Raw genomic sequence first — 25094 nt, 5'->3', positions numbered from 1 at the left:
AATTAGAGAGGATGTTGAAATTGAAAAAAATAATATCGTTAATAATGGTAGTTCTTTTAGGGGTAGCGATGACTGCATGTGGTAATGAAAAGCCTGTAGCAGTCGTAAATGGAGTTGAAATAACTGCATCTGATTATAAAAAAACAGTTGAGACTTATAAAGAATCTATTTCTAAAATGTATGGTAAAGATTTATGGAACCAAGAAATTAAAGAGGGTGTAAAATACAAAGATGAAATGAAAAAAGCTATTTTACAACAAATGGTACAAGAGCAAGTTATATATCAACAAGCAAAAAAAGATAAATTAGAAGCTAAACAATCAGAGGTTGATAAACAATTTAAGCAATTAAAAGAAAGTGTAAAACAAGATAAAGATTATGAAAAATTCTTAAAAGATAATGGTATCGATGATGAATTTTTAAAAGCTCAATTAGAAAAAGATATAACTATACAAAATTTTAAAAATAACTTTGATAAAAACACAAAAATAAGTGAAGCTGAAATGAAAAAGTACTATGAAGAAAATAAAAACAATTATGTAGATGATGAAGTTAGAGCATCTCATATATTAATATCAACAGTTGACCAAAAAACTAATAAACCTCTTTCAGATGAAAAACAGAAAGAAGCTAAGAAAAAAGCTGACGATCTTTATGAAAAAGTTAAGTCAGGAGGAGATTTTGCTAAACTTGCTAAAGAAAATTCAGATGATAAAGGTTCTGCAGCTAAAGGTGGAGATTTAGGATTCTTCTCAAAAGGTCAAATGGTTCCAGAATTTGAAAAAGCTGCATTTGCAATGGATAAAGGTGATATATCTAATGTAGTAAAAACTCAATATGGATATCATATAATAAAAGTAACTGATAAAAAGTATAAAGAATATACATTTGATGAAGTTAAAGATAATATAAAACAAAACTTACTATATCAAAAATATACTGAAAAAGTTAAACAGTTAACAGATAAGGCAGACGTTGAAACAAATGAAAAAGAAGCTCTAAAAATTAACATATAAAAAAAACCTATACCATTATTATAATGGTATAGGTTTTTTTTGTATATTTTTCTTAACGTTGGTAAAAATAAGTTCAAAGTTACTAATGGAGGTATTAATCTGATATGAGAGCTACAGGAATAGTTAGAAGAATAGATGACCTTGGAAGAGTTGTTATACCAAAGGAAATAAGAAAAACTCTAAGAATTAGAGAAGGAGATCCTTTAGAAATATTTACAGCTAAAGATGGAGAAGTAATATTAAAAAAATACTCTCCAATTGGAGAGCTTAATGAATTTTCTCAAGAATATGCAGAAACTTTGGGAGAAACTTTAGGTCATGGAGTTGTGGTAACAGATTTAGATTCAATAATAGCTGTATCTAAATTACCTAAAAAAGATTACAAAGAAAAAAGTATAAGTAGGGAATTAGAAGACCTTATAGAAAACAGAATTTCTACTCATGTAAAAGATAACAAATTAGTTGCACTGTACAAAGATGATTCTATGGACTATAAAATGCAAATAATAATGCCTATAGTTAGTTCATCTGGAGATTGTATAGGATCTATATGTTTAGTGTCTAAGGATGAAGCAGGACTAAATGATAGTGATGAGAAACTACTTAAAGTTGCAGCTAATTTTTTAGGTAAACAAGTTCAATAGTATTTTTCAAAAGACCCTTTAATGAAGGGTCTTTTAAAGTTTGCAAGGTAATTATTGAATCTACAATAGCATATATGTTATATTAGAGTTTGTTATACAACATAATATGGAGGGGAATTATGAGTAACAATAAGGGAAAAGATTCATTCTTGAAAGGGGCATTAATACTAGGATTAGCAGGAATCTTAGTTAAAATAATAGGTGCATTTTTCAGAATACCTTTGGGGAATTTAATAGGTGCAGAAGGTATGGGATACTATCAAGCAGCATATCCTGTTTATACTTTATTTTTAACTTTAGCAACTGCAGGTTTTCCAACTGCTCTAGCTAAATTGGTTTCGGAAAAAATGGCTATAGGTAATTATAAAGGGGCACATAAAGTTTTTAAAGTATCTTACTCGGTGCTCTCAATAACTGGGTTTGTAGCATTTTGTATATTTTTCTTTGGAGCAGACTTTATAGTAAATGATATAATGAAAAATCCAGGCGCAAAATATGCAATGATTGCTATTTCACCAGCCCTTTTATTTGTACCAGTAATGTCATCTTATAGAGGATATTTTCAAGGAAGAAGAGAAATGACTCATATAGCTATTTCTCAGATAAGTGAACAACTTTTTAGAGTTATATTAGGAATAACGTTGGCTTACCTTTTTATGTACAGTCTTGGGCCAAACCCTGGACCAGAACAAGGTGCAGCAGGTGCCATAATGGGTGCAACTATAGGTGCTATAGCATCTATTATATATTTAATTTTAGCTTATTTATTTAAGTTAAAAACTATAAAAAGAGAAATAAAATCAAGTAAAAAATTTAGGGAAGAAAGCGTATCTAGAATACTTAAAAAATTACTTGTAGTAGCAATACCTATAACTATAGGGGCTTCTGTTATGCCATTAGTAAATATGATAGATACTGTAATTGTTATAAGAAGATTGGTAGAAGCTGGTTTTAGCCAAACTGAGGCAAATGTAATGTTTGGGCAATTAACAGGAATGGCTATGGCTATAATCAACTTACCGGCAGTTATAACAGTTGCTATGAGTATGAGTTTAGTGCCAACAATATCACAAGCTTACGCTGTAGGAAATAGAGTTAAAGCGATAAAAGAAACTAAAAGTGCTATAAAAGTAACCTTAATGATTGTTTTACCAGCAGCTTTTGGTATGGCGTCTTTAGCACATCCTATAATGAAACTTTTATACCCATCACAGCCATCTTCTGTTGGAACTATACTATTATTTTTAACACCTTGTGTAGTATTTTTAGGGCTTATACAGAGTTTAAATGGGATACTTCAAGGAATGGGAAAACCGATTGTTCCTGTTATTTGTTTAGTTATAGGAATGGCTTTTAAAATAGCAATTAGTTACACTTTAACAGCAATACCAGAAATAAATGTTATAGGTTCTGCATTGGGGACTGTAACTGCTTATTTTGTAGCTGCTATACTTGAACTAATTTACATAAAAAAGGCAATGAATATGAGATTGTCAGTTAAAACATTCTTTATAAAACCATTAATAATTGTATTGATTATGTTTATATCAGTAAAATTAAGTTATAGTTTTATGGTAGGAATGTTAGGAAATACTTTATCGACGGTAGTATCAATAGCTATTGGAGGTATAATTTATATAATTTTTACAATAGCATTAGGTGGAATAAGAAAAAAAGAATTATTAAGTATGCCTAAAGGAGACAAAGTTTATAAAGTTCTTAAAAAACTAAAACTTATGAAATAATGTATATATATATGTAAATAAAGGAAATACTTATAAAAGTAATTTCCTTTATTTTTACATGATAAGGAGAATTTTATATGGGAAAAATAACTATAGTAGGTCTTGGACCAGGAGAATATTCTTTAATAAGTCAAGGTGCATTAGATGCTTTAAAAAATAGCTCTAGAGTTTTTCTTAGAACAGAAAAACACCCTATAATTGATAAGTTAAAGAATGAGATAAAATATACATCTTTAGATTATTTTTATAATCAAGATGAAAACTTTGATAATGTTTATAACAATATATCAAATTTTATAATTGAAGAATCGCAAAATGGAGATCTTGTATATGCAGTACCTGGACATCCTAGGGTTGCAGAAAAGACGGTAGGTATAATTGCTGGGATTGCGCATAGAAAAGGCGTAGAAGTGGAAATAATAGCTTCTATGAGCTTTGTAGATGCTATGTTTAACTATTTAGAAGTCGATCCATCTGATGGATTTAAATTAGTAGATGCATTTGAAATTGAAAATAGCTATATAGATACAAATACTAGCATGATAATTACTCAAATTTATGATAGATTTATAGCATCAAATGTAAAGTTAGCATTAATGGAAAATTATGATGATGAACAAGAAATATGTATAGTAAAAGCTGCAGGCGTTAAAGCTTTAGAAAGTAAAAAGTATGTTAAATTATATGAACTTGATAGAAATGATAATGAATTTGATTATTTAACAAGTTTATATATTCCAAAATCTGATAAAACTATGTATAATACAGTAAAAGATCTAGAAAACATAGTTGAGCAACTTAGAGGAGAAAATGGATGTGATTGGGATAAAAAACAAACGCATAAATCTCTCAAAGCTCATATAATTGAAGAAGCATATGAACTTGGACAAGCCATAGATAATGATGATATTGATGAAATGATAGAAGAACTAGGTGATATTTTACTGCATGTTGTTTTTCACTCACAAATAGGTAAAGAGGAAGGCTACTTCGATTTAAAAGAAATTACTAATAGTATTTGTGAAAAATTAATATTTAGACATCCTCATGTATTTAAAAATGAAGAAGTGGATATGAATACATATGACAAAACTTGGGAAGAGTTAAAAAAGAAGGAAAAAGGTGAATCTACGATAACAGAAGGATTGAAAAGAATTCCAAATAGTTTACCGGCACTAACAAAGGCTAAAAAAGTACAATATAAGGCATCTTTGGTAGGGTTTGACTGGGATGATATTAACGATGTTTTTAAAAAAATTGTAGAAGAATATAAAGAATTACTTGACGAACACAAACAAGGAAATATAAAATACATAAAGGAAGAACTAGGAGATTTACTATTCTCTATAGTTAATCTTGCTAGATTTTTAGATATAAATCCAGAAGAAGCATTGAACTTGACTACTGAAAAATTTGTAAATAGATTTGAATTTATAGAAAATAGAGCTATAAGTTTAAATAGACAATTAGAAGATATGTCATTAGCAGAGATGGATGAAATTTGGAATGAATCTAAAAAAATTTAGTAAGCAGAAGGTATTTTGTTAAAAATCTAGAATTTTATCTAATATTGATTATAAAATTCTATAATATAAACTTTTAGGAGGTAAGTAACGTGAATAAAGCTGAATTAGTAGCAAAAATGGCAGAAAAGAGTGAATTAACAAAGAAGGAAGCAGAAGCAGCATTAAATGCTTTCATGAAATCAGTTGAAGAAGCATTAGTATCAGGAGAAAAAGTTCAATTAGTAGGATTTGGAACTTTCGAAACTAGAGAAAGAGCAGCAAGACAAGGAAGAAACCCAAGAAACCCAGAAGAAGTTATAGATATACCAGCTTCTAAGGCACCAGTTTTCAAAGCTGGAAAGGGATTAAAAGATATAATAAATGGATAATTTTATTTATATTTAAAAGTGTGGATTTTCCACACTTTTTCTATATAAGGAGGTTTTCATAGATGAGATTAGATAAATTTTTAAAGGTTTCAAGAATAATAAAAAGAAGAACAGTGGCTAAAGAGGCTTGTGATAAAGGGATAGTTACTATAAACGGTAAGTTAGCTAAATCATCATCAGAAGTTAATATAGGAGATATTCTTGAAATTCAATTTGGTGAAAAACTAATGAAATTTGAAATAAAAGAAATAAAAGAGCATGTATTAAAAAATGATGCTAAAGAAATGTTTGAGATAATAGAATAAATTTTAAATATCCCTCGTATATTTATATTAGGTTAATTATAAAGATTTAATATGGAGGGATATTATGGAACATAGTATAAGCTTAAACAATCGATCAAGTTTAACTATTTCTGGAGTAGAGCATATATACTCTTTCAATGATAAAAAAGTAGAAATAAGAACTACATCTGGAGATATGATTGTAGATGGAGAAAATTTAGACATGAGCAAGCTTAGTATAGACGAAAAAGTTATTACTGTGACAGGGACTATAAATGGAATAAATTACAGTAAAGCTAAGGAACCTCAAGAAAATTTCTTTAAGAAGTTATTTAAATAATGATACCATTCACTCAGGACCTCGGAGCATTTTTTGCAACGATATATGGTGGAATATTTATAGGGGTTTTATTTGATCTATACAGGGCTTTTAAACAAAACTTTAATATAATAAAAATTTTCTCGTTTTTTTATGATGTATTATTTTGGATAATTGTGACTTTGCTCGTTTTTGTAACTATAAATGTTATAGAATCCTTTGATTTAAGATATTATCATTTCATTGCTTTATTTATAGGATTTATTATTTATTATAATACTATCAGTAAATTCATACTAAAAGTATTAAATAAATCAATAGGATTTGTTATTAACACTATAAGACGAATTTTAGTATGTACGTGCAAGATTTCGGTTAATTTGTATTACGTTATAATCTACTCAATACACTTATTATTTGATACTATATTTTATATACCTAATTTAATTTTAAGAATGGCGATGTTCATGAAATGTAAGTTAGGTAAATTAAAAAGAGTAAAAGTTAAATCGTAAGGAGAGAGATTATGAACAAAAGAAAAAAATTTTTAGGTCAATATCTAATTGTTGGAATGTTTTTATCTTTTTTAGTAATGTCACTTATAGGTGGGTTTACGACTCAAATTTTTAAATCTGTTAAATATAACAATGAAATTGCTTCTTTGAAAAAAGAAATAAAAAACACAGAAAAAGAGATTAAAGGATTAAAAGAATCCAAGAAAAGCTTAGATGATGATAAATATGTAGAGGACATAGCTAGAAATAGATTGAAAATGGTAAAGCCAGATGAAATAATATATGTAGATATAAATAGAGGAAGTAATTAAATACTTCCTCTATTTATATCTACATTTTTTAAATTACATTAATAGGAGGTTATTTAATTGAAATTAGGAGCTATAGATATAGGAACAAATTCTATGAGATTGTTAGTTGCAGATTATATAGATGGTAAACTTTTAAATAGAGAAAAGTTTGTAAACACGACTAGAATTGGACAAGGTGTAGACAGTGAAGGGTATATATCAAAAGAAGCTATAGAAAGAAATATTGAAGCTTTAAAGGAGTTTTCGGTTTTAGCAAAATCTAAAGGTTGTAAAGAATTATACTGTATAGGGACATCGGCATTAAGAGACAGCAAAAATAAATTGGATTTTGTGAATAGAGCAAAAAAAGAATTAAATATAGATGTAGATATAATAAGTGGAGAACAAGAGTCTAATTTAGGCTTTGCAGGGGTTTTACAGGGTCTAGAAGATAAAGAAGGCATATTAGCTATAGATATAGGAGGAGGTTCTACAGAATTTATTTTAGGAGGTTTTGAAGGGATCGAATTCTGTAAAAGTGAAAACGTTGGAGCTTTAAGAATGACTGAAAAATTTTTAAAGCATGATCCTATATGTGAAGTAGAATTTGAAAATATGGAAAAATTTATATTTGAAATTATAAATGAAACTCTTAATAAATTAAAAAAAGAAAATATAAAATCAGTAGTTGGTATCGGAGGCACAATAACTTCTGTTTCAGCTATGAATCAGGAATTAGAAACATACTCGATGGAAAAAATCCATGAAAGTGAAATATGCAAAAAAGATTTAGATAATATTTTACAAAATTTAAAAAAGATGACATTAAATGATAAGAAAAACTTAAAAGGGCTACAACCAAAAAGAGCGGATATTATAACAGCTGGTGTAGCAATTTTAAATTTAATAATGAAAAACTTAGAAAAAGAAAAAATTATAGTAAGTGAATACGATAATTTGGAAGGGTTATTATGTCAAAATGCAAAAAAAATGTCTTAATATTATAATGTATTAACTACCTATTATGACAAAAAAGGTATCTCCCATTTGTTACAATTTCAGTATGAAAATAACAGGGGGAGGTTTTTTTATGGAAAGAAGTATAGCGGTTAATAAAAGAAATTTAGTTTTTAAAAATATAGGACAAGTTAATTTTTTAGATACAAATACACTTGTTTTATGTCTATTTGGATTTTTACTTAGTAGAGCTATGGTTGTGGATAATATAGCCCCATTAGGTGTAGCTTTTTTCTTATGTGTATCTATTATAGATAAGTATAAATTTCCTGTATTTATAGCTACTTTAGCAGGTACGGTATTATCGTTTAATCAAGTGCCTAATATTATAAAATACTCAATTTGTATAATTATTATTCAAATTGTTTCTAGTCATATTAAAAATATAAAATCGATAAATAAGATATCGATTATAGGAACATTAATAATGATTCCTATATCTATTGGACAAGCTCTTATATTTGGTAGTTACGTATATAATTTAAGTATAGCTTTAGTTGAATGCATTCTAATGTTTGTTGGAACGTATATTTTTTCTTATGGAGTAGCTGTTATAAATAAAAGGGCTTCAAGGACTGTAACTTCTAATGAAGAAATAGTAGCTTTAACAATCATTGTAATATTTAGCATAATGGGAATAGGGGAAGTATCTTTGCTCGGTATATCTATTAGAAATGTTTTAACAACAATGACTATATTAATATTATCTATTACAGGTGGTGCAGCACTAGGTGCATCTAGTGGAGTTATAATTGGGTTGGTTTATTTCATAAATAATCTTGTATCTAGTATGTATATGGGTATTTATGCATTTGCAGGACTTATTTCAGGTGGATTTAATAAAGTTAACAAGTATTTAAGTATCGCGGGATATATAGTAGGTTGGAGTTTGATTTATATTTACACCTCTGGAATAGGATCTAATATTATGGAAGTAAGAGATATTTTAATAGCCAGTGTATTAGTAATACTTATTCCTGATAAGGTAATAAAAGGAATAGAAAAAACTATAAAAGGTAATGGTGGGCTTAAAGATGGAGTTGAAGATTATTTAGCTAGGAATAGAGAAATAACTAATAATAGATTAAGAGGGATGTATAAAACTTATTCAGACTTAGCAAATACTTTTGATAGAGTCAGAGAAAAGGAAAAAATATTAGATCAAAAAGATATCGCACACATAATAGATATGGTACATAATGATGAGTGTAAAAATTGTGGAATGAGAAGAAGATGCTGGGATTCTAAATTTAACTATACCTATACAATGCTGAATAGAATATTAGAAGAGTTAGAGGACAGTGGTGAAATTTATTTAGAAAATATACCTATTGATTTTAAAAAGGATTGTATAAAGCCTGAAAGTATTGTTAAGGCATCTAATTATTATTATAAGATGTTTGCATTAGACTATAGTTGGGAACAAAAATTTTCTGAGAATAGGAAATTAGTGGCAAATCAAATAAGATATATGTCTAAATCAATTGAAAGTATGGCTAAAGAATTAGATAAAGATATAACATTCGATATGGAGATGGAAAAAAACTTACTCGTTGAATTAGATAGAAATAATATAAGTGTAAAAAAACTTAATTATATATCTACGGATAGCAATGATTTTGAAGTCTTGATAGAAAAAGAAGTTTGCAGTGATAATAAATTATGTGAAAGAAAAATAACTAATATTATATCTAATGTTTTAGGAGAAGAGTTAGTTGCAAGGAAAGTTGGATGTACCTGTACAGGAGGACAATGTAAAATAAAATTAACTAAAAGGCAAGAATTTAAAATTGCAACAGAAGTTTCGAATATGTCTAAAGATGGATATATAATTTCAGGAGATAATTACACTTATATGGAAGTATCAGATGGTAAATATATGGTAGCTATAAGTGATGGAATGGGTAAAGGAAGAAAGGCATATGAAGAATCATCTGTAACTATAGATATACTAGAAAACATGATGGATTCTAACATAGATGAAGAAATAATAATCGACACTATAAATAATATATTGATGCTTAAATCATCAGATGAGATGTTTTCAACATTAGACTTAGGAATTGTTGATTTAAACAAGGGAGTATTAAATACTATTAAAATGGGAGCTTGTTCAACTTATATAAAAAGAAGTAATGGAGAAATAGAGCTTATATCTAGTGCTTCGTTGCCAGTAGGAATATTATCAGATATAAATATAGACAGAGATAGTAGGAAATTAAAAGATGGAGATTATATAATTATGGTTTCTGATGGAATTGTTGATGCTGGAAAAAACAAAAACTTAGGTGACAATTGGCTTATATATTTTTTAAAAGGATTAGAGACAACTAATCCAAAAGAAATTTCAAATGAAATTTTAAATAGAGCTCTGGATATACAAAATAATAATATTCATGATGATATGACGGTACTTGTGAGTAAAGTATTTAAACATTAAATCTACAAATCCACAAGTTATACACAAAATGTTAATAAAATGTGGATAAAATGTGGATATATATATAGGGTTTAAAGCTATGAATATGTTGAAATTACAATATTCGACAAAATATGTACAAATTTAAAAATAATTCTAACAATTTTAAATAGAAAATAGTGATTTAAAAATAAATAAATATCAACAAAAAAACATAAAAAATGTTAATAACTATGTATAATATGTGGATAATTACAGGATAAAATGTATAAATACGAAAAAATTTGTATAAAATATGTTGAAAAATTAACATTTTAAACATGTGAATATGTTGATAATTATGTGGATAATTTTCAAAATACTTATTTTCCAAAAACTGAATAATATAAATTCAAAAAGCCATCCTAATACTAATAATCTTAGTGAAAGGATGGCTTTTTATGGGGAAAAATATGTATAGAGTAATAACTATAGTCATTGCAGTTATATTATTTGCATCTATTTTATTAAAACGAGATATAAATGGAAATAGTGAAGCTTTTAGTGAAAAAGCACTTGAAATGATAAATGATACTAATAAAAAAGAACCTTCTAAAAATGATAAAAAAGAAGAAGAAAAAAAACCAACAAAATTTACTACTTGGGATATATCTAAACTGTATAAGAGTAATAGTGATTGGAAAAAAAATCTAAGTAAATTTAGTAAAGAAACTAAAGAGTTAGAAAATTATGTGGGAAAAGTAACAAAATCTCAAAAACATTTACTATATGCATTAAATATAAAAGAAGAATTAGATTCAGAATTAGAAAAATTAAGTGCGTATGTATCTTTAAATAGTGATATTAACAATAAATCTTATGACTATTTAAATATGAATGAAAGTTTGAACAAAGTATATAAAGAATATAGTTTTATTTGTTCTAATTTAGAATTAGAAATTTTAAAACTATCAAATAAAGATTTTAAAGATATCATGAAAAATGAAAAAATATCAAGCGAGTATAGTATGTATTTAAATGATATCAGAAGGAACAAAAAGCATTATCTAAATTCTAAGGAAGAAGAAATGTTAAGCAATATAAGTGATATAGCTTCTTTACCTAAAGAAGTATATGATCTTTTTATGAATATGGATAAAAAATCAAACTTAAATCCATCGCAATATTCATTAGCACTAGAAAGTTCTAATCGAGAAGAAAGAAAAAAAGCTTATGAAAATGAATCTCTACAGTACAATGATAATATAAATATGTTATCAGGATTATTTATAGGACAAGTTAAGAAAAATATTTTTTATTCAAATACTAGAGGTTATAAAAATTCAAGAGATATGTACATGTCAGGCGATGATATAGACCCTAAGGTTTATGATGAACTTATAAATACGGTTGATAATAATTTAGGAAGTTTGCATAAATATATAGATTTAAGAAAAAAAGTATTGAACTTAGACAAAGTTTACTCATATGATATGCATGCTCCAATTATAAATCCAGTAGATGAGTATATTCCATATGATAAAGCGCAAAGTATTGTATATGCATCGTTAAATCCTTTAGGTAAAGAATATGGAGATATACTTTATAAAGCTTTCAATGAACGATGGGTGGATGTATATTCTAATGATAATAAAGTAAGTGGAGCATATTGTTTATCTGTATATGATAGTCATCCGTATGTTTTAATGAATTATAGCGGAAATTTAGATTCTGTATCTACTTTATCTCATGAATTAGGACATGCTGTGTATGGATATATGAGTTCAAAGAATCAAAATTATTTAAATTCAAAACCTAGTATCTTTACTCATGAAGTAGCATCTATAACTAATGAAGCTCTATTATATGAAATGTTAATAAAAAATACTCAAAATAAAAATGAAAAAGCTTATTATATAACTCAGTATCTAGATTTAATAAAAAATACTTTGTTTGTACAAACCATGTATGCAGAATTTGAGTACAAAGTGCATCAAAAGGTTGAAGGTGGAGAAGTTGTAAATGTATTAGTACTAAATGATATATGGGGAGAACTTTTACAAAAATATTATGGTAAAGATTTTGGAGTAGACCAACTGTCTAAGGTTGGTTGGTCAAAAATACCGCATTTTTATAATAGCTTCTATGTTTATAAATATGCCACAGGATGTAGCGCGGGAATTGCATTTTCTCAAGATATAATTAAAAATGGGCCTGAAAATTATTTATCATTCCTTAAAAAAGGAGGATCTAACTATCCGATAGAATTATTGAAAGAGAGTGGTATAAATCTTTACAGTACTAAACCTATAGAACAAACTACTGAAAAATTTAATTCTTTAGTATCAGAGTTAGAAAAGCTCTTAATAAATTAAGGATAGAAGTAATTGAGAAATAGTGGTAGAATATATTAAAAAGTCCTTGTAATTTAAGGACTTTTTAAACTTTTAGTTTAGGTTAATTTATAAGTAATACATAATGTTTAAAATTGATAAGGTAATAACTTTGTAAAAACTAAAAATCAAAAGTATATTCAAAGGTATTAATCTTACTTACAGGATTGTAAATATAAGGAGGTAAAACATGAAACTATTTATAGATACTGCAAATGTAGATGAAATAAAAGAAATAAACTCTTGGGGAGTTATAGAAGGTGTTACAACAAACCCTTCATTAATAGCTAAAGAAGGAAGAGTTTTTGAAAATGTAGTTAAGGAAATAACTCAAATTGTAGATGGACCAATATCTGCAGAAGTTATCTCAATGGATAGCGAAGGAATGATAAAAGAAGGCGAAGAGTTAAGTAAAATTCATGAAAATATAGTAATAAAGATACCTATGTGTGCAGAAGGATTAAAAGCTGTATCAGCTTTACACAAAAAAGGAATAAAAACTAATGTAACTTTAATATTCTCATCAAACCAAGCATTATTAGCAGCTAAAGCAGGTGCTTCTTATGTAAGTCCTTTTGTTGGTAGATTAGATGATATAGGTCAAGAAGGAATAATGTTAATAGAAGAAGTTGCTGAAATATTCAGCATACATGGTATAGAAACTGAAATAATATCAGCTAGTATAAGACATCCTCAACATGTTTTAACTTCAGCTAAAGCAGGTGCGGATATATCAACTGTTCCTTACAAAGTTTTTAAACAAATGTTAGGACATCCTATGACGGATATAGGGATAGAAAAATTCTTAAAAGACTGGGAAACTGTACCTAAGAACTAATAAAAAGGCGATAATTTTTAAATTATCGCTTTTTTTATGTCTTTTTACAATTATATAACATACTAAAACCCTTATTTAACATTTATAAATGTTTACTATTTATTAAATGTGATATATAATTTGAAGAGAGATTAACGAACTAAGGGAGATGAATTTTATGGATAGAAATTTAGCATTAGAGTTAGTTAGAGTAACGGAAGCAGCAGCTTTAGTCTCATCGCAGTTTATGGGTAGAGGAGATAAAAACGGAGCTGACGGAGCAGCAGTTGAGGCTATGAGAAGAGCTTTTGAAACAGTTAAGGTCGATGGTGAAGTTGTAATAGGAGAAGGAGAATTGGATGAGGCTCCTATGTTATATATTGGTGAAAAGGTTGGTATGGCAACAGAGGATAGCATGAAAGTTGATATAGCAGTAGACCCTTTGGATGGAACTACACTAATAGCTAAAGGACTACCTAATGTTATATCTGTAATAGCTATGGGAAAAAAAGGAAGCTTGCTTAAAGCTCCTGACACTTATATGAAAAAGATAATTGTTGGTCCTAAGGCAAAGGGATGTATAGATTTAAACGCGAGTGTTGAAGAGAATATAAAAAATGTAGCAAAAGCTTTAAATAAAAAGACAACAGAAATGACTATAATAGTACAGGATAGAGAAAGACATGATTATATATTTGAAGCAGCTAGAAAATTAGGTACAAGAATAAAAATGTTCGGAGATGGAGATGTAGCAGCAGGTATTGCAACTTGCTTTGAAGATACAGGAATAGATATGCTTATGGGAATTGGCGGTGGACCAGAAGGTGTTATAACAGCGGCAGCAATTAAGTGTATGGGCGGAGATATGCAAGCTCAGATTTATCCACTAAGTGAGCAGGAAAGAATTAGATGCCATGAAATGGGGTTAACAGACGAAGATATATCGAAAGTATTATCATTAGAAGACTTAGCTCAAGGTGATGAACTATTCTTTGCAGCAACAGGAATAACGGATGGAGATCTATTAAAAGGTGTAGTTAGTTTAGGTAATAATAGAATAACAACAAATTCTGTTGTTATGAGAGCGAAAACAGGAACTATAAGATTTGTCGATGCAATACATTCGGTTGATAAAAATGATATATTAACTGATTTAATGGGTAAATATAGTATATAAAAGGCGTAAAAAATAAAACTATTTTATTTGAATAGTTTTATTTTTTTATTTGTTGACCATAATGTATAAATAGTGATAGTATTAAGTTTAACTGTTTGCTATAATAATGGTAGCTTCTCATTTGCACGCCTTTAATTTCCGAATAAAATTGTAATGTAATTATGGGATAGGAGGACTTTTTTGAATACGAAAGATATGACTTTGGATAATTTAGATGACATGACTCTAGTTCAACTAAAAGAATTAGCAAAGAAATTAGAGATTAAGTCTATAAGTAAGTATAAAAAGAATGAGTTAATACAAATAATAAATGAGTATAAAAATAAGGACATGATAGATAATAATAAAGAAATCGAGAAAAAAGAAACCGAGAAAAAAGAAATTAAAAGTGAACAAAAACACAGTGTGAATAAGCAAGAAACTAAGGTTTATGAAAATAGGACTCAAAGATACAATCAAAATCACAACAGAAATTCATACAATAATTCATATAATGTTAAAGAAGTTGATGAAGCTAAGATTGTTGATGAGTTTAATACATCTAAAGATGATGAGGTAATGGGTGTTTTAGAAATACTACCAGATGGATTTGGATTTTTAAGAGGGCCTAACTATTTATCTACAGAACATGATGTATATGTTTCACCATCGCAAATTAGAAGATTCAATATGAAAACAGGGGATAAAGTTAAGGGTATAACAAGACATCCAAAAAGTGGAGAAAAATTTAGAGCATTATTATATGTTCAAAAAATAAATGATGAACATCCTGAGACAGCTACAAAAAGAAGAGCTTTTGAAACTCTTACACCGATATACCCGGAAGAAAGACTTACATTAGAGAAGTATCAAAATGAAATATCTACAAGGCTAATAGATTTAATTTCTCCTATTGGTAAAGGTCAAAGGGGATTGATAGTAGCGCCACCTAAAGCTGGTAAAACTATCCTTTTAAAAAGTGTAGCCAATAGTATAGTTAAAAATCATCCAGATGTGGAGTTAATAGTTCTTCTTATAGATGAAAGACCAGAAGAAGTAACGGATATGCAAGAATCTATAGATGCAGACGTTATTTACTCAACTTTTGATCAGGTGTCAAGTCATCATGTTAAAGTTGCTGAGATGGTTCTAAATAGAGCGCAAAGATTAGTTGAGCACGGAAAAGATGTTGTTATATTATTAGATAGTATTACAAGACTTGCAAGAGCTTATAACTTAAGTATATCGCCAACTGGAAGAACGTTATCAGGAGGGTTAGATCCTGGAGCACTTCATGGGCCTAAAAAATTCTTTGGAGCTGCAAGGAACATTAGACAAGGTGGATCTTTAACTATTTTAGCTACAGCATTAGTTGAAACAGGATCTAGAATGGATGATGTTATATTTGAAGAGTTCAAAGGAACTGGAAATATGGAATTACACTTAGATAGAAAATTAGCTGAGAAGAGAGTGTTCCCTGCTGTTGATATATATAAATCAGGAACAAGAAGAGAAGATTTATTATTAACAGAAGAAGAGAAAGCTGCACTTTGGAAACTTAGAAAAGAGATGAGCAGTAATTCGGTATATGAAGTAACTGATAAAGTACTAGAATTACTTAAGAGAACAAAGGATAATAATTCGTTTATAAAGTATATAAAAGAGACTTTAAACTAATTAGAAAACTCTTGTACCCTAAATAATCTTATGTTATAATGGTGTAGTTGAATAATGAAAAACGAAAAGTTAATATAATTAATTTCGAAAAGTAAGGAGAAGAGGTGACAAATATGCAAAAAGATATACAACCAAAATACCAAGAAGTTGAAGTACGTTGCGCTTGTGGAAACACATTCGTTGCTGGATCAACTAAAGACGAAATAAAAGTTGAGATATGTTCAGAATGCCATCCTTTCTATACTGGAAAGCAAAAGAATATAGAAGCTGGTGGAAGAATAGACAAGTTCAAGAAGAGATTCAAAATCGACTAATAGTAAATACGGAGTTGGCTTGCCAACTCCTATTTTATTTATATAGGAGGATTAAGTATGTATAGACCGGTAAATCATGGATATATAGAAATTGTCATAGGTCCTATGTACAGTGGTAAAAGTGAAGAATTGATAAGAAGATTAAAAAGAGCTAAGATTGCAAAACAAAACGTAGTTGTTTTTAAACCTCTTATTGATGATAGATATAGTAAAGAAGATGTAGTATCTCACAGCGGATATGCAATAAATGCTATTCCTATAAAGGATTCTTCAGAAATGGGAAAATATATAAATGAAGATACTCAAGTAGTTGGGATAGATGAGGTTCAATTTTTTGATAATGAAGTAGTTGATATGGCTATAAAGTTAGCAGATAAAGGGATAAGAGTTATTGCAGCTGGATTAGATATGGATTTTAAAGGCGAGCCTTTTGGACCTACGCCTAAATTATTGGCTGTAGCTGAATTTGTAGATAAAATTCAAGCTATATGTTCAGTTTGTGGACAACCAGCAACTAGATCTCAAAGGCTTATAAATGGTAAACCAGCTAAGTATGATGAACCGATAATACAAGTTGGAGCTGTAGAAAGTTATGAAGCTAGATGTAGAAAATGTCATGTAGTTGAAAAATAAATTTATAAATAACAAACACCTTTTAGGTGTTTTTTCTTTGCCTAATATAGTAATATTATATATATAGTTTAGGAGTAGAGGTGAATATATGAAAAAACAACCGGTAGGTGGACAAGCTGTAATAGAAGGGGTTATGATGCAATCTAAAAACAAGAGAGCCATAGCTGTCAGAAAAAATGATGGAGAAATTATAATTAGAAAAAGAAATATAAAAAGTTGGATATCTGATAAGAATATAGATAAGATTCCATTTTTAAGAGGCGCTTTTATATTAATAGAGACTATGATTGAAGGAATAAATAGTATGAACTTTTCATCTGAATTTTTTTTAGATGATGATGAAGAAGAATCAGCTTTTGATAAATTCATAAATAAACTATTTAAAGATAAGGCAAATGATGTGATAATAATAATTTCCCTGATAATAGGATTGTTTTTTGCAATGTTATTATTTGTAGTAACACCCACAATGATAGGTGGATTATTTTCAAGATTTATAAATAGTGACTTAATATTGAACTTAATAGAAGGATTTACCAGAATATGCATTTTATTTATTTATATACTATTAATATCTATGAATAAAGATATTAAAAGGGTGTTTGAGTATCATGGAGCTGAGCATAAAGCTATTTATTGTTATGAAAATGATCTAGATTTAACTGTTGAAAACGCAAGGAAGTTTAAGACACAACATCCAAGATGCGGAACTAATTTTTTATTTATAGTAATGTTCACTTCAATAATACTTTTTTCTTTTTTTGGGTGGCCTAACCCAATTATAAGAATTATTATGAGAATTGTATGTGTCCCTATAGTTGCGGGAATATCATATGAAATAATAAAATTGCTTGGGAAATATAATAACATTTTGACAAGAATTGTAGCTTATCCAGGAATGATGTTACAAAAACTTACAACTAAGGAACCAGATGATAAACAACTTGAAGTTGCATTAAAAGCATTAGATTCTGTCATAAAGTAAAAAAGGAGAATTCTATGACAATAAGAGAAATTTTAATTAAATATATGGAGGAGTTATCAAGCATCAGTGATACTCCTAAATTAGATACAGAAATAATATTACAGAAAGTACTAGGAGATGTTGATAGGCTGTATATTCAATTAAACTTGAATAAAAAACTTTCAGATGAACAAATAGAAGAGTTTAATAGAATGATTAAGGAAAGATTAAATGGAAGACCTATTGCATATATAGTTAACAATAGAGAATTTATGGGATTAGATTTTTTTGTAGAAGAAGGAGTTTTAATTCCTAGACCAGATACCGAACCGTTAGTTGAGGAAATAATAGAACTTACTAAGGGTAGGGAAATGTTGAACATCGTTGATATTGGAACTGGATCAGGGGCTATATCTGTAAGCTTAGCAAAGTATATAGATAACTGTCATGTATATTCACTAGATATATCTGAAAAAGCTTTGAGTATAGGTGAAAAGAATGCTGTAAGCAATGAAGTTGACAGTAAAATTGATTTTATAGAATCTAATTTATTTAGTGGAATTAAAGATAAAAACATAAAGTTAGATTTAATAGTTTCTAATCCTCCGTATATAAGAAAAAAAGATATAGAGACGCTTCATACTCAGGTTAAAGATTATGAACCATATATAGCTCTTGAAGGTGGAGAAGATGGGTTAAATTTTTATAGGTCAATAACTAAAGAATCTGTTTGTTATTTAAAGGACGGAGGAATGTTAGCTTTTGAAGTTGGCCATGATCAAGCTAAAGATGTATGTGATATTATGAACGATAATGGTTACTCTAAAATATATACAAAGAAAGACTTGCAAGGAATCGATAGAGTTGTTATAGGTTATAAACTATGATATAATCAACTATTGATATTTTACAATTAAAGAGGTGAAAAGTATGCTAAACAAATTAGAAGTACTAGAAGATAAATATAAAGAACTAAGTGAAAAAATAGCAGACCCGGAAATAATAAATGACCAAAAAGTATGGCAGAAATTTATAAAAGAACATGCTGAAGTAGAGCCAATTGTAATGAAATTTAGAGAATATAAAGATGTAATGAACGCTATAGCTGATTCTAAAACTATCTTACAAGAGGAATCAGATGAAGAACTAAGAGAATTAGCTAAAATGGAACTATCTGAAATGGAAGAAAAAGTTGAGCCTATAGAGGAAGAATTAAAAATACTATTATTACCAAAGGACCCTAATGATGACAAAAACGTTATAGTTGAAATTAGAGGTGGAGCTGGAGGAGATGAAGCAGCTCTATTTGCTGGGGACTTATTTAGAATGTACTGCAGATATGCAGAAAGAAGAAAATGGAAAATTGAGTTATTAAGTGCTAGTGATACTGGTGTTGGGGGATATAAAGAAGTATCTTTCATGATAAAAGGTAATGGAGCATACTCTGTTCTTAAATACGAATCAGGAGTTCATAGGGTTCAAAGAATACCGTCTACTGAATCAGGAGGAAGAATACATACATCAACAGCAACTGTTGCAGTTTTACCAGAGGTAGAAGACGTTGAAGTAGAAATAAATCCAAATGACTTAAGAATAGATGTTTTCCGTTCTTCAGGAAATGGAGGGCAAAGTGTTAATACTACAGACTCTGCAGTAAGGGTTACACATATACCTACAGGAGAAGTAGTATCTTGCCAAGATGGAAAATCTCAATTAAAGAATAAAGAACAAGCTTTAAAAATATTAAAAGCTAGATTATATGATAAAGCAGTTGCTGCACAACATAAAGATATAGCTGCAGAAAGAAAAAGTCAGGTTGGAACAGGGGACAGATCTGAAAGAATAAGAACTTACAACTTCCCTCAAGGAAGAGTAAGTGATCATAGAATAAACTTAACTTTATACAAATTAGATGCATTCTTAGATGGAGATTTAAATGAAATGATAGATGCATTAATAACTGTAGATCAAACTGAAAAAATGATGTCTATATAGTTTTAATATAAAAAATCCCTATTTTGAATAGGGATTTTTTGCAAGTAAAAAGAGTTATTATCTAGTATTGTAATAATAGTAATTTATATTACATAAAATTTAGAGCAAGTTAAATAATACTAGGGGGTAACAAGAATTGTTTCGAATAACATTGATTGGATTGATATCTGGAGTTATAGGGACAGGAATCGGAGGCATTATATCCACTGTTTTTAGAAAAAATGTAAAAAGATATATAAGTTTTTTTATGGGAATATCTGGAGGCGTAATGCTAGCTGTTGTGGTATTTGATCTTCTTAAAGAATCCATGAACCAAATAGGAGTTATTTATACAAGTTTGTTTGTATTTGCTGGAGCTTTACTTACTATGTTAATAAAAAATAAACTAGAAGTAGAATCGGATCTTAAATCAGGGTATTTAATATTTTTAAGTATACTTTTACATAACTTACCGGAAGGTTTAGCTATAGGATCTTCATTTATAGCAACTGAAAACCTAGGAATTACCTTAGCAATTGTAATAGGTATTCATAACATACCAGAAGGTTTAGCAATGGCGCTTAGTTTAGCTGGGAGTAAAATGAGCACGTTTAAAGTTGTATTATTAACATTAATAGCAGGAATTCCTATGGGTATAGGTAGTTTTTTTGGCGCATATTTCGCAGGTATGTGTACTTCTTTAATAGGGGGGTTCTTAGCTATAGCAGCAGGAACTATGATGTATGTAGTTTTAGAAGAAATATTTCCATCAGCAAAATCTATGTATTCTATAATAGGTTTTTTGATTGGAATTTTAGTAGTCAGCTATATATAAACTAAATATGAAGGAAGGTATACTAATGATAAATACAAAAATAAGTAAAATCGATGAATCAAATATAGATATAGAAGAAATAAGAAAGCATGCAAAATTATTATCTGAAGGAAATACAGTTATTTTTCCTACAGAAACAGTTTATGGTTTAGGTGCAAATGCTTTAGATGAAGATGCTGTAAAAAAAATATATGAAGCAAAAGGACGACCTAGTGATAACCCTTTAATAGTACATATATGTGAAAAAGATGAAATAAATAAATTAGCTACTGATATAAATGAAAAAGCTAAAAAATTAATGGATGAATTTTGGCCAGGGCCACTTACTATGATTTTTAAGAAAAAAGAAATAGTTCCACAAAGAACTAGTGGTGGTTTAGATACAGTAGCTATAAGAATGCCTTCGAATCCTATTGCCAGAGAAATTATAAGACAATCAGGAGTACCTATAGCTGCTCCATCAGCTAATATATCAGGTAGACCATCTCCAACAAAGGGACAGCATGTATGCGACGAAATGAACGGAAGGGTAAATGGAATTATAGTTGCAGGAGACTGCGATTTTGGGCTTGAATCTACGGTTGTAGATATGACATCTGAAAAGCCTATGATCTTAAGACCTGGAAGTGTTACTAAAGAGCAAATGGAACTTTTAATAGGAGAAGTCCTTATAGATCCATCTATTGAAGGAAAAGCAGACGTAAAAAAAGCTAAAGCACCAGGAATGAAATATACACACTATTCACCAAATGGAGACGTTTTTATAGTAAGTGGAGAAGATTCAAAAGTAATTAATAAAATAAATTCTTTAATAGATGAAAATGAAGAAAAAGGATTAAGATGTGGTGTTATGTGTCTTAATAAAAATAAAGAAAACTATAAAGGCGAAGTGATAGGTCTTGGAGATAATTTAGAAGAAGTTGGAAGTAACCTTTTTAATGCATTAATAGAAATGGATAAAAAAGAAATGGATATAATATATTCTGAAGCTTTTTCTAATCAGGGAGTTGGTAGAGCTATAATGAATAGATTAATGAAGTCAGCTGGATATAAAATTATAGAATTATAAATAATAAAGTCCAAAAAATATATGAAATAATTATGTATAAATGATGCAAAAATATTTAAAGTTTAGTATAATATAAAATTAAGTATAAATCTATGTATACAAAAGTATTGGAGGTATTGGACTATGAAGATAGGTTTAGGTAGCGATCACGGTGGATACAATTTAAAAGAAGAAATAAAAAAACACTTACAGTCAAAAGGAATTGAATGTATAGACTTTGGAACTGAAAATGGAGTAGATTCAGTTGATTATCCTATATATGGAGAAAAGGTTGCCAAAGCGGTTGTTAGCAAGGACGTAGACTATGGGATATTATGTTGCGGGACAGGTATAGGAATCTCATTAGCAGCTAACAAAGTTAAAGGTATTAGATGTGCTGTTGTTTCAGATACATTTTCAGCTAAAATGTCAAAAGCACATAATAATGCAAACATGCTTTCTTTAGGAGAGAGAGTAATTGGAAAAGGATTAGCTCTTGAGATAGTTGATGCGTGGATAAACACTGAATTTGAAGGTGAAAGACACTTAAGAAGAGTAAATATGTTAAATGACATAGAACAAAATAATTAGGAGGCTTACATAATGAAAAAAGTAGTAGTTGCAGATCATCCATTAATACAACACAAATTAACTTTAATGAGGGATAAAAATACAGGATCTAAAGATTTTAGAGAACTTCTAACAGAAATAACAATGCTTATGGGATATGAAATAACAAGAGAATTACCTTTAGAGGAAATAGAAATAGAAACTCCTGTTGTTAAAACTAAAGCAAAAGTTATAGCTGGAAAGAAATTAGGAATAGTTCCGATATTAAGAGCTGGATTAGGAATGGTAGATGGACTTGTAAACTTAGTTCCAGCAGCTAAAGTTGGACATGTTGGTTTATACAGAGACCCAGAAACTTTACAACCAGTTGAATACTATAGTAAATTCCCACAAGATATACAAGAAAGAGAAATGATAGTAGTAGATCCAATGTTAGCTACTGGTGGATCTGCTGTAGCAGCGATAGATGTATTAAAGAGAGATGGAGCTAAAACTATAAAATTAGTTAATTTAGTTGCTTCTCCAGAAGGTATAGAAGAGGTTCACAAATATCACCCAGATGTTGATATATATGTAGCTAATATCGATGAGAAATTAAATGATCATGGATATATAGTTCCAGGGTTAGGAGACGCTGGAGACAGATTATTTGGAACTAAGTAATAAGTTTAAATAAGGTATCTATAAAGTTTTTATAGATGCCTTTTTCCGTTGAGTTATTAACCACAATATTAGGAAAACAATTATTAAAATAAACAATGCATACCATAAAAAAATTAAATTTAAAAAAATATTTTAAAATATTTTTTTAAAATGTAATTATTTGTAGAAAAATTTTCATAAAAGGTATAATATATATATATCTTTTATGGATTTATATTAGAAAAATAAATTAAAAAGTTCAAATTTTTGAAATGTTTTAAAAAGTAAAAATGTGCATAAATACTAGCATAATGAAGATTATATAAGTATAAACCGAAAAATGAAATGAATTTTATAATAATTATTTCATAATATATACATTTGAATAATTAAAAAAAAATTATTCAAAATTTATACAAAAATGAAAAAACTGAAATTTAAAAATCAATATTAGGTATTGATAAAAATATTTAAAAGAAATATAATAATGAAATATAATTTACAATTAAAATATTCAATGTTTCAAACAAACATCTTACATACGTACAATGAATTAATAGAATTTAAAATAAATTACGATACAAGAGGTATGATATTTATGGAAGATAAACATAGAAAATATGTACAGGCTCTTAGTATGCTTTCTTTAATAAGCCAAGTAGGATTGATGATTTTAATCCCTATTTTAGGATGTGCTTTTATAGGAAAGTACTTAGATGATAAATTTGGAACAAGTCCATTTTTATTATTGATTTTCCTTTTATTAGGAATAGGCGGTGCATTTAGTGGTGTTTATAAAACCTTAATTGTATACGCAAGAAGGAAGTGATTAAATGAATAATGGTTTAGAAAAACAAATAAGAGACGTAAATAAAGGTATACTCATAATTGATTTAATCGCAGCAATCCTTATTGTTTTTTTATCAAACTCTCCAAAAGAAATGCTTACAGGTCTTTTGTTTGGGAGCATAATAGCTATGTTAAATTTTAGATTACTAGCTATCTCGTTACAAAAATCAGTAACGTATCCTCCTACTAAGGCTCAGATATATTCAACTAGTAGATACATAATAAGGATGACAATAGTAGGTGTGGTTTTATTTGTTTCAGCAAAATCTCCACATATAAGTGTTATTGGAACTACCATAGGCTTATTGAGCACTAAGTTTTCTATATTAGGCAAAAGAGTAGTAGTAGACAAACTTAAAAGAAAGGAGGCGTAACTGTGAAGCAAGCACAATATATACTATATTTTGGAAACTTCAAGTTAAGTGATACAGTTATAACAAGTTGGATAATATTAGCAGGTCTTGCTATAGCATCTTATTTTTTAACTAGAAACTTAAAGAAAGTTCCAACTAGTAAAGTACAAATATTTTTAGAATTTGTTATAGGTGGATTTGATAAGTTTGTAAAAGCAACTATGGGACCAACAGCTATAAAAGAATTACCTTTTATGGTTCCATATATAGGAAGTTTATTCTTATTCTTTGCAACATCAAACCTTATAGGACTATTAGGATTTAGATCACCTACAACAGATTTAGACACTACATTAGCATGGGCATTAATAACATTCTTTATGATTTACTATGCAGGTGTCAAGAAAAAAGGTATGGGAATGTTCAAGGAGTTACTTGAGCCAATACCATTCTTATTACCGCTTAATATAATAGGGGAATTAGCAAAACCTATATCATTAAGTTTCCGTCCATTTGGTAATATATTAGGAGGATCTGTTATCATGGCACTTTTATATCAATTCTTAGGATTCGTGTCAACAAGCTTAACAGGCATAAATATACCTTTTGGACAATTAATAATACCAGTACCATTACATTTATACTTTGATATATTTGCTGGTGTATTACAAGCGTTCATATTCATAATGCTTACAATGGTATTTGTATCAAATGCTACAGAGTAATTGATATGTAAATAAACAAAAA

27 protein-coding genes are annotated in these 25094 nt (G+C 28.6%); all 27 read left to right on the top strand.

Going from position 1 to position 25094, the window contains the following annotated elements:
* Positions 1 to 20 precede the first annotated feature (20 nt).
* The 27 genes from GFJ41_RS15030 to atpB all read left to right on the top strand — a co-directional run bounded on the left by GFJ41_RS15030 (position 21) and on the right by atpB (position 25072).
* Positions 21 to 1016 (top strand): peptidylprolyl isomerase, encoded by a 996-nt coding sequence (locus tag GFJ41_RS15030; protein WP_170075757.1) that lies wholly within the window; start codon positions 21 to 23, stop codon positions 1014 to 1016.
* A 104-nt stretch (positions 1017 to 1120) separates the two neighbouring features.
* Positions 1121 to 1660, top strand: a complete 540-nt coding sequence (locus tag GFJ41_RS15025; protein WP_021430424.1) for a stage V sporulation T C-terminal domain-containing protein — start codon at positions 1121 to 1123, stop codon at positions 1658 to 1660.
* A gap of 119 nt (positions 1661 to 1779) precedes the next feature.
* A complete protein-coding gene (locus GFJ41_RS15020; RefSeq protein ID WP_170075756.1) occupies positions 1780 to 3405 on the top strand; it encodes a putative polysaccharide biosynthesis protein in 1626 nt (541 codons plus the stop codon).
* A 77-nt stretch (positions 3406 to 3482) separates the two neighbouring features.
* The gene (gene yabN / locus GFJ41_RS15015) at positions 3483 to 4931 is read left to right on the top strand and encodes a bifunctional methyltransferase/pyrophosphohydrolase YabN (RefSeq protein WP_035118356.1); all 1449 of its coding nucleotides are present in this window, start codon (positions 3483 to 3485) and stop codon (positions 4929 to 4931) included.
* A gap of 89 nt (positions 4932 to 5020) precedes the next feature.
* Complete coding sequence (gene hbs / locus GFJ41_RS15010) at positions 5021 to 5299, top strand: non-specific DNA-binding protein Hbs (protein ID WP_021430423.1); 279 nt, start codon at positions 5021 to 5023, stop codon at positions 5297 to 5299.
* 62 nt (positions 5300 to 5361) lie between these two features.
* On the top strand, positions 5362 to 5604 hold the full coding sequence (locus GFJ41_RS15005; protein ID WP_021430396.1) for an RNA-binding S4 domain-containing protein: 243 nt from the start codon (positions 5362 to 5364) through the stop codon (positions 5602 to 5604).
* 64 nt (positions 5605 to 5668) lie between these two features.
* The gene (gene yabP / locus GFJ41_RS15000; protein WP_021430372.1) at positions 5669 to 5923 is read left to right on the top strand and encodes a sporulation protein YabP; all 255 of its coding nucleotides are present in this window, start codon (positions 5669 to 5671) and stop codon (positions 5921 to 5923) included.
* Positions 5923 to 6417: a spore cortex biosynthesis protein YabQ gene (yabQ, locus tag GFJ41_RS19625; protein ID WP_021430407.1), complete on the top strand. Its 495-nt coding sequence runs from the start codon at positions 5923 to 5925 to the stop codon at positions 6415 to 6417. Before yabP ends, yabQ begins: the two co-directional genes overlap by 1 nt.
* An 11-nt stretch (positions 6418 to 6428) precedes the next feature.
* Positions 6429 to 6728 (top strand): FtsB family cell division protein, encoded by a 300-nt coding sequence (locus GFJ41_RS14990; protein ID WP_021430388.1) that lies wholly within the window; start codon positions 6429 to 6431, stop codon positions 6726 to 6728.
* Positions 6729 to 6785: 57 nt separating this feature from the next.
* The gene (locus GFJ41_RS14985) at positions 6786 to 7706 is read left to right on the top strand and encodes a Ppx/GppA phosphatase family protein (RefSeq protein WP_170075755.1); all 921 of its coding nucleotides are present in this window, start codon (positions 6786 to 6788) and stop codon (positions 7704 to 7706) included.
* Between the two features lie 91 nt (positions 7707 to 7797).
* The gene (gene spoIIE, locus GFJ41_RS14980; RefSeq protein ID WP_035118350.1) at positions 7798 to 10164 is read left to right on the top strand and encodes a stage II sporulation protein E; all 2367 of its coding nucleotides are present in this window, start codon (positions 7798 to 7800) and stop codon (positions 10162 to 10164) included.
* Positions 10165 to 10583: 419 nt separating this feature from the next.
* Complete coding sequence (gene pepF, locus GFJ41_RS14975; RefSeq protein ID WP_035118348.1) at positions 10584 to 12497, top strand: oligoendopeptidase F; 1914 nt, start codon at positions 10584 to 10586, stop codon at positions 12495 to 12497.
* 208 nt (positions 12498 to 12705) lie between these two features.
* Positions 12706 to 13353 (top strand): fructose-6-phosphate aldolase, encoded by a 648-nt coding sequence (gene fsa, locus GFJ41_RS14970; RefSeq protein WP_021430419.1) that lies wholly within the window; start codon positions 12706 to 12708, stop codon positions 13351 to 13353.
* Between the two features lie 157 nt (positions 13354 to 13510).
* The gene (gene glpX / locus GFJ41_RS14965; RefSeq protein ID WP_021430428.1) at positions 13511 to 14509 is read left to right on the top strand and encodes a class II fructose-bisphosphatase; all 999 of its coding nucleotides are present in this window, start codon (positions 13511 to 13513) and stop codon (positions 14507 to 14509) included.
* Between the two features lie 195 nt (positions 14510 to 14704).
* Positions 14705 to 16165 carry a transcription termination factor Rho gene (gene rho, locus GFJ41_RS14960; RefSeq protein ID WP_035118416.1) on the top strand — a complete coding sequence of 487 codons (1461 nt, stop codon included), beginning with the start codon at positions 14705 to 14707 and terminating at the stop codon, positions 16163 to 16165.
* 113 nt (positions 16166 to 16278) lie between these two features.
* Positions 16279 to 16479, top strand: coding sequence for a 50S ribosomal protein L31 (gene rpmE / locus GFJ41_RS14955; RefSeq protein WP_025161269.1), 201 nt, complete (start codon positions 16279 to 16281; stop codon positions 16477 to 16479).
* A 57-nt stretch (positions 16480 to 16536) separates the two neighbouring features.
* Positions 16537 to 17112, top strand: coding sequence for a thymidine kinase (locus tag GFJ41_RS14950; RefSeq protein WP_170075754.1), 576 nt, complete (start codon positions 16537 to 16539; stop codon positions 17110 to 17112).
* 88 nt (positions 17113 to 17200) lie between these two features.
* Positions 17201 to 18097 (top strand): DUF1385 domain-containing protein, encoded by an 897-nt coding sequence (locus tag GFJ41_RS14945; protein ID WP_170075753.1) that lies wholly within the window; start codon positions 17201 to 17203, stop codon positions 18095 to 18097.
* A gap of 14 nt (positions 18098 to 18111) precedes the next feature.
* Complete coding sequence (gene prmC / locus GFJ41_RS14940; RefSeq protein ID WP_170075752.1) at positions 18112 to 18963, top strand: peptide chain release factor N(5)-glutamine methyltransferase; 852 nt, start codon at positions 18112 to 18114, stop codon at positions 18961 to 18963.
* 43 nt (positions 18964 to 19006) lie between these two features.
* Entirely contained in the window at positions 19007 to 20071 is a 1065-nt protein-coding gene (gene prfA / locus GFJ41_RS14935; protein WP_021430379.1) for a peptide chain release factor 1, read from the top strand.
* A gap of 136 nt (positions 20072 to 20207) precedes the next feature.
* The gene (locus tag GFJ41_RS14930) at positions 20208 to 20885 is read left to right on the top strand and encodes a ZIP family metal transporter (protein ID WP_021430422.1); all 678 of its coding nucleotides are present in this window, start codon (positions 20208 to 20210) and stop codon (positions 20883 to 20885) included.
* Positions 20886 to 20913: 28 nt separating this feature from the next.
* Positions 20914 to 21954: an L-threonylcarbamoyladenylate synthase gene (locus tag GFJ41_RS14925; protein ID WP_319023744.1), complete on the top strand. Its 1041-nt coding sequence runs from the start codon at positions 20914 to 20916 to the stop codon at positions 21952 to 21954.
* A gap of 123 nt (positions 21955 to 22077) precedes the next feature.
* Positions 22078 to 22524, top strand: coding sequence for a ribose 5-phosphate isomerase B (rpiB, locus tag GFJ41_RS14920; RefSeq protein WP_053832905.1), 447 nt, complete (start codon positions 22078 to 22080; stop codon positions 22522 to 22524).
* Between the two features lie 12 nt (positions 22525 to 22536).
* On the top strand, positions 22537 to 23166 hold the full coding sequence (gene upp, locus GFJ41_RS14915; protein ID WP_021430412.1) for a uracil phosphoribosyltransferase: 630 nt from the start codon (positions 22537 to 22539) through the stop codon (positions 23164 to 23166).
* Positions 23167 to 23632: 466 nt separating this feature from the next.
* Complete coding sequence (locus tag GFJ41_RS18780) at positions 23633 to 23974, top strand: AtpZ/AtpI family protein (RefSeq protein ID WP_226890272.1); 342 nt, start codon at positions 23633 to 23635, stop codon at positions 23972 to 23974.
* Between the two features lie 4 nt (positions 23975 to 23978).
* Positions 23979 to 24368, top strand: a complete 390-nt coding sequence (locus GFJ41_RS14905; RefSeq protein ID WP_170075751.1) for an ATP synthase subunit I — start codon at positions 23979 to 23981, stop codon at positions 24366 to 24368.
* A 2-nt stretch (positions 24369 to 24370) separates the two neighbouring features.
* Entirely contained in the window at positions 24371 to 25072 is a 702-nt protein-coding gene (atpB, locus tag GFJ41_RS14900; protein ID WP_170075750.1) for a F0F1 ATP synthase subunit A, read from the top strand.
* Positions 25073 to 25094 lie beyond the last annotated feature (22 nt).

Source organism: Paraclostridium dentum, from assembly GCF_012922555.1.
GTDB lineage: Bacteria > Bacillota > Clostridia > Peptostreptococcales > Peptostreptococcaceae > Paraclostridium > Paraclostridium dentum.
This window is presented reverse-complemented; position numbering and strand designations above follow the sequence as displayed.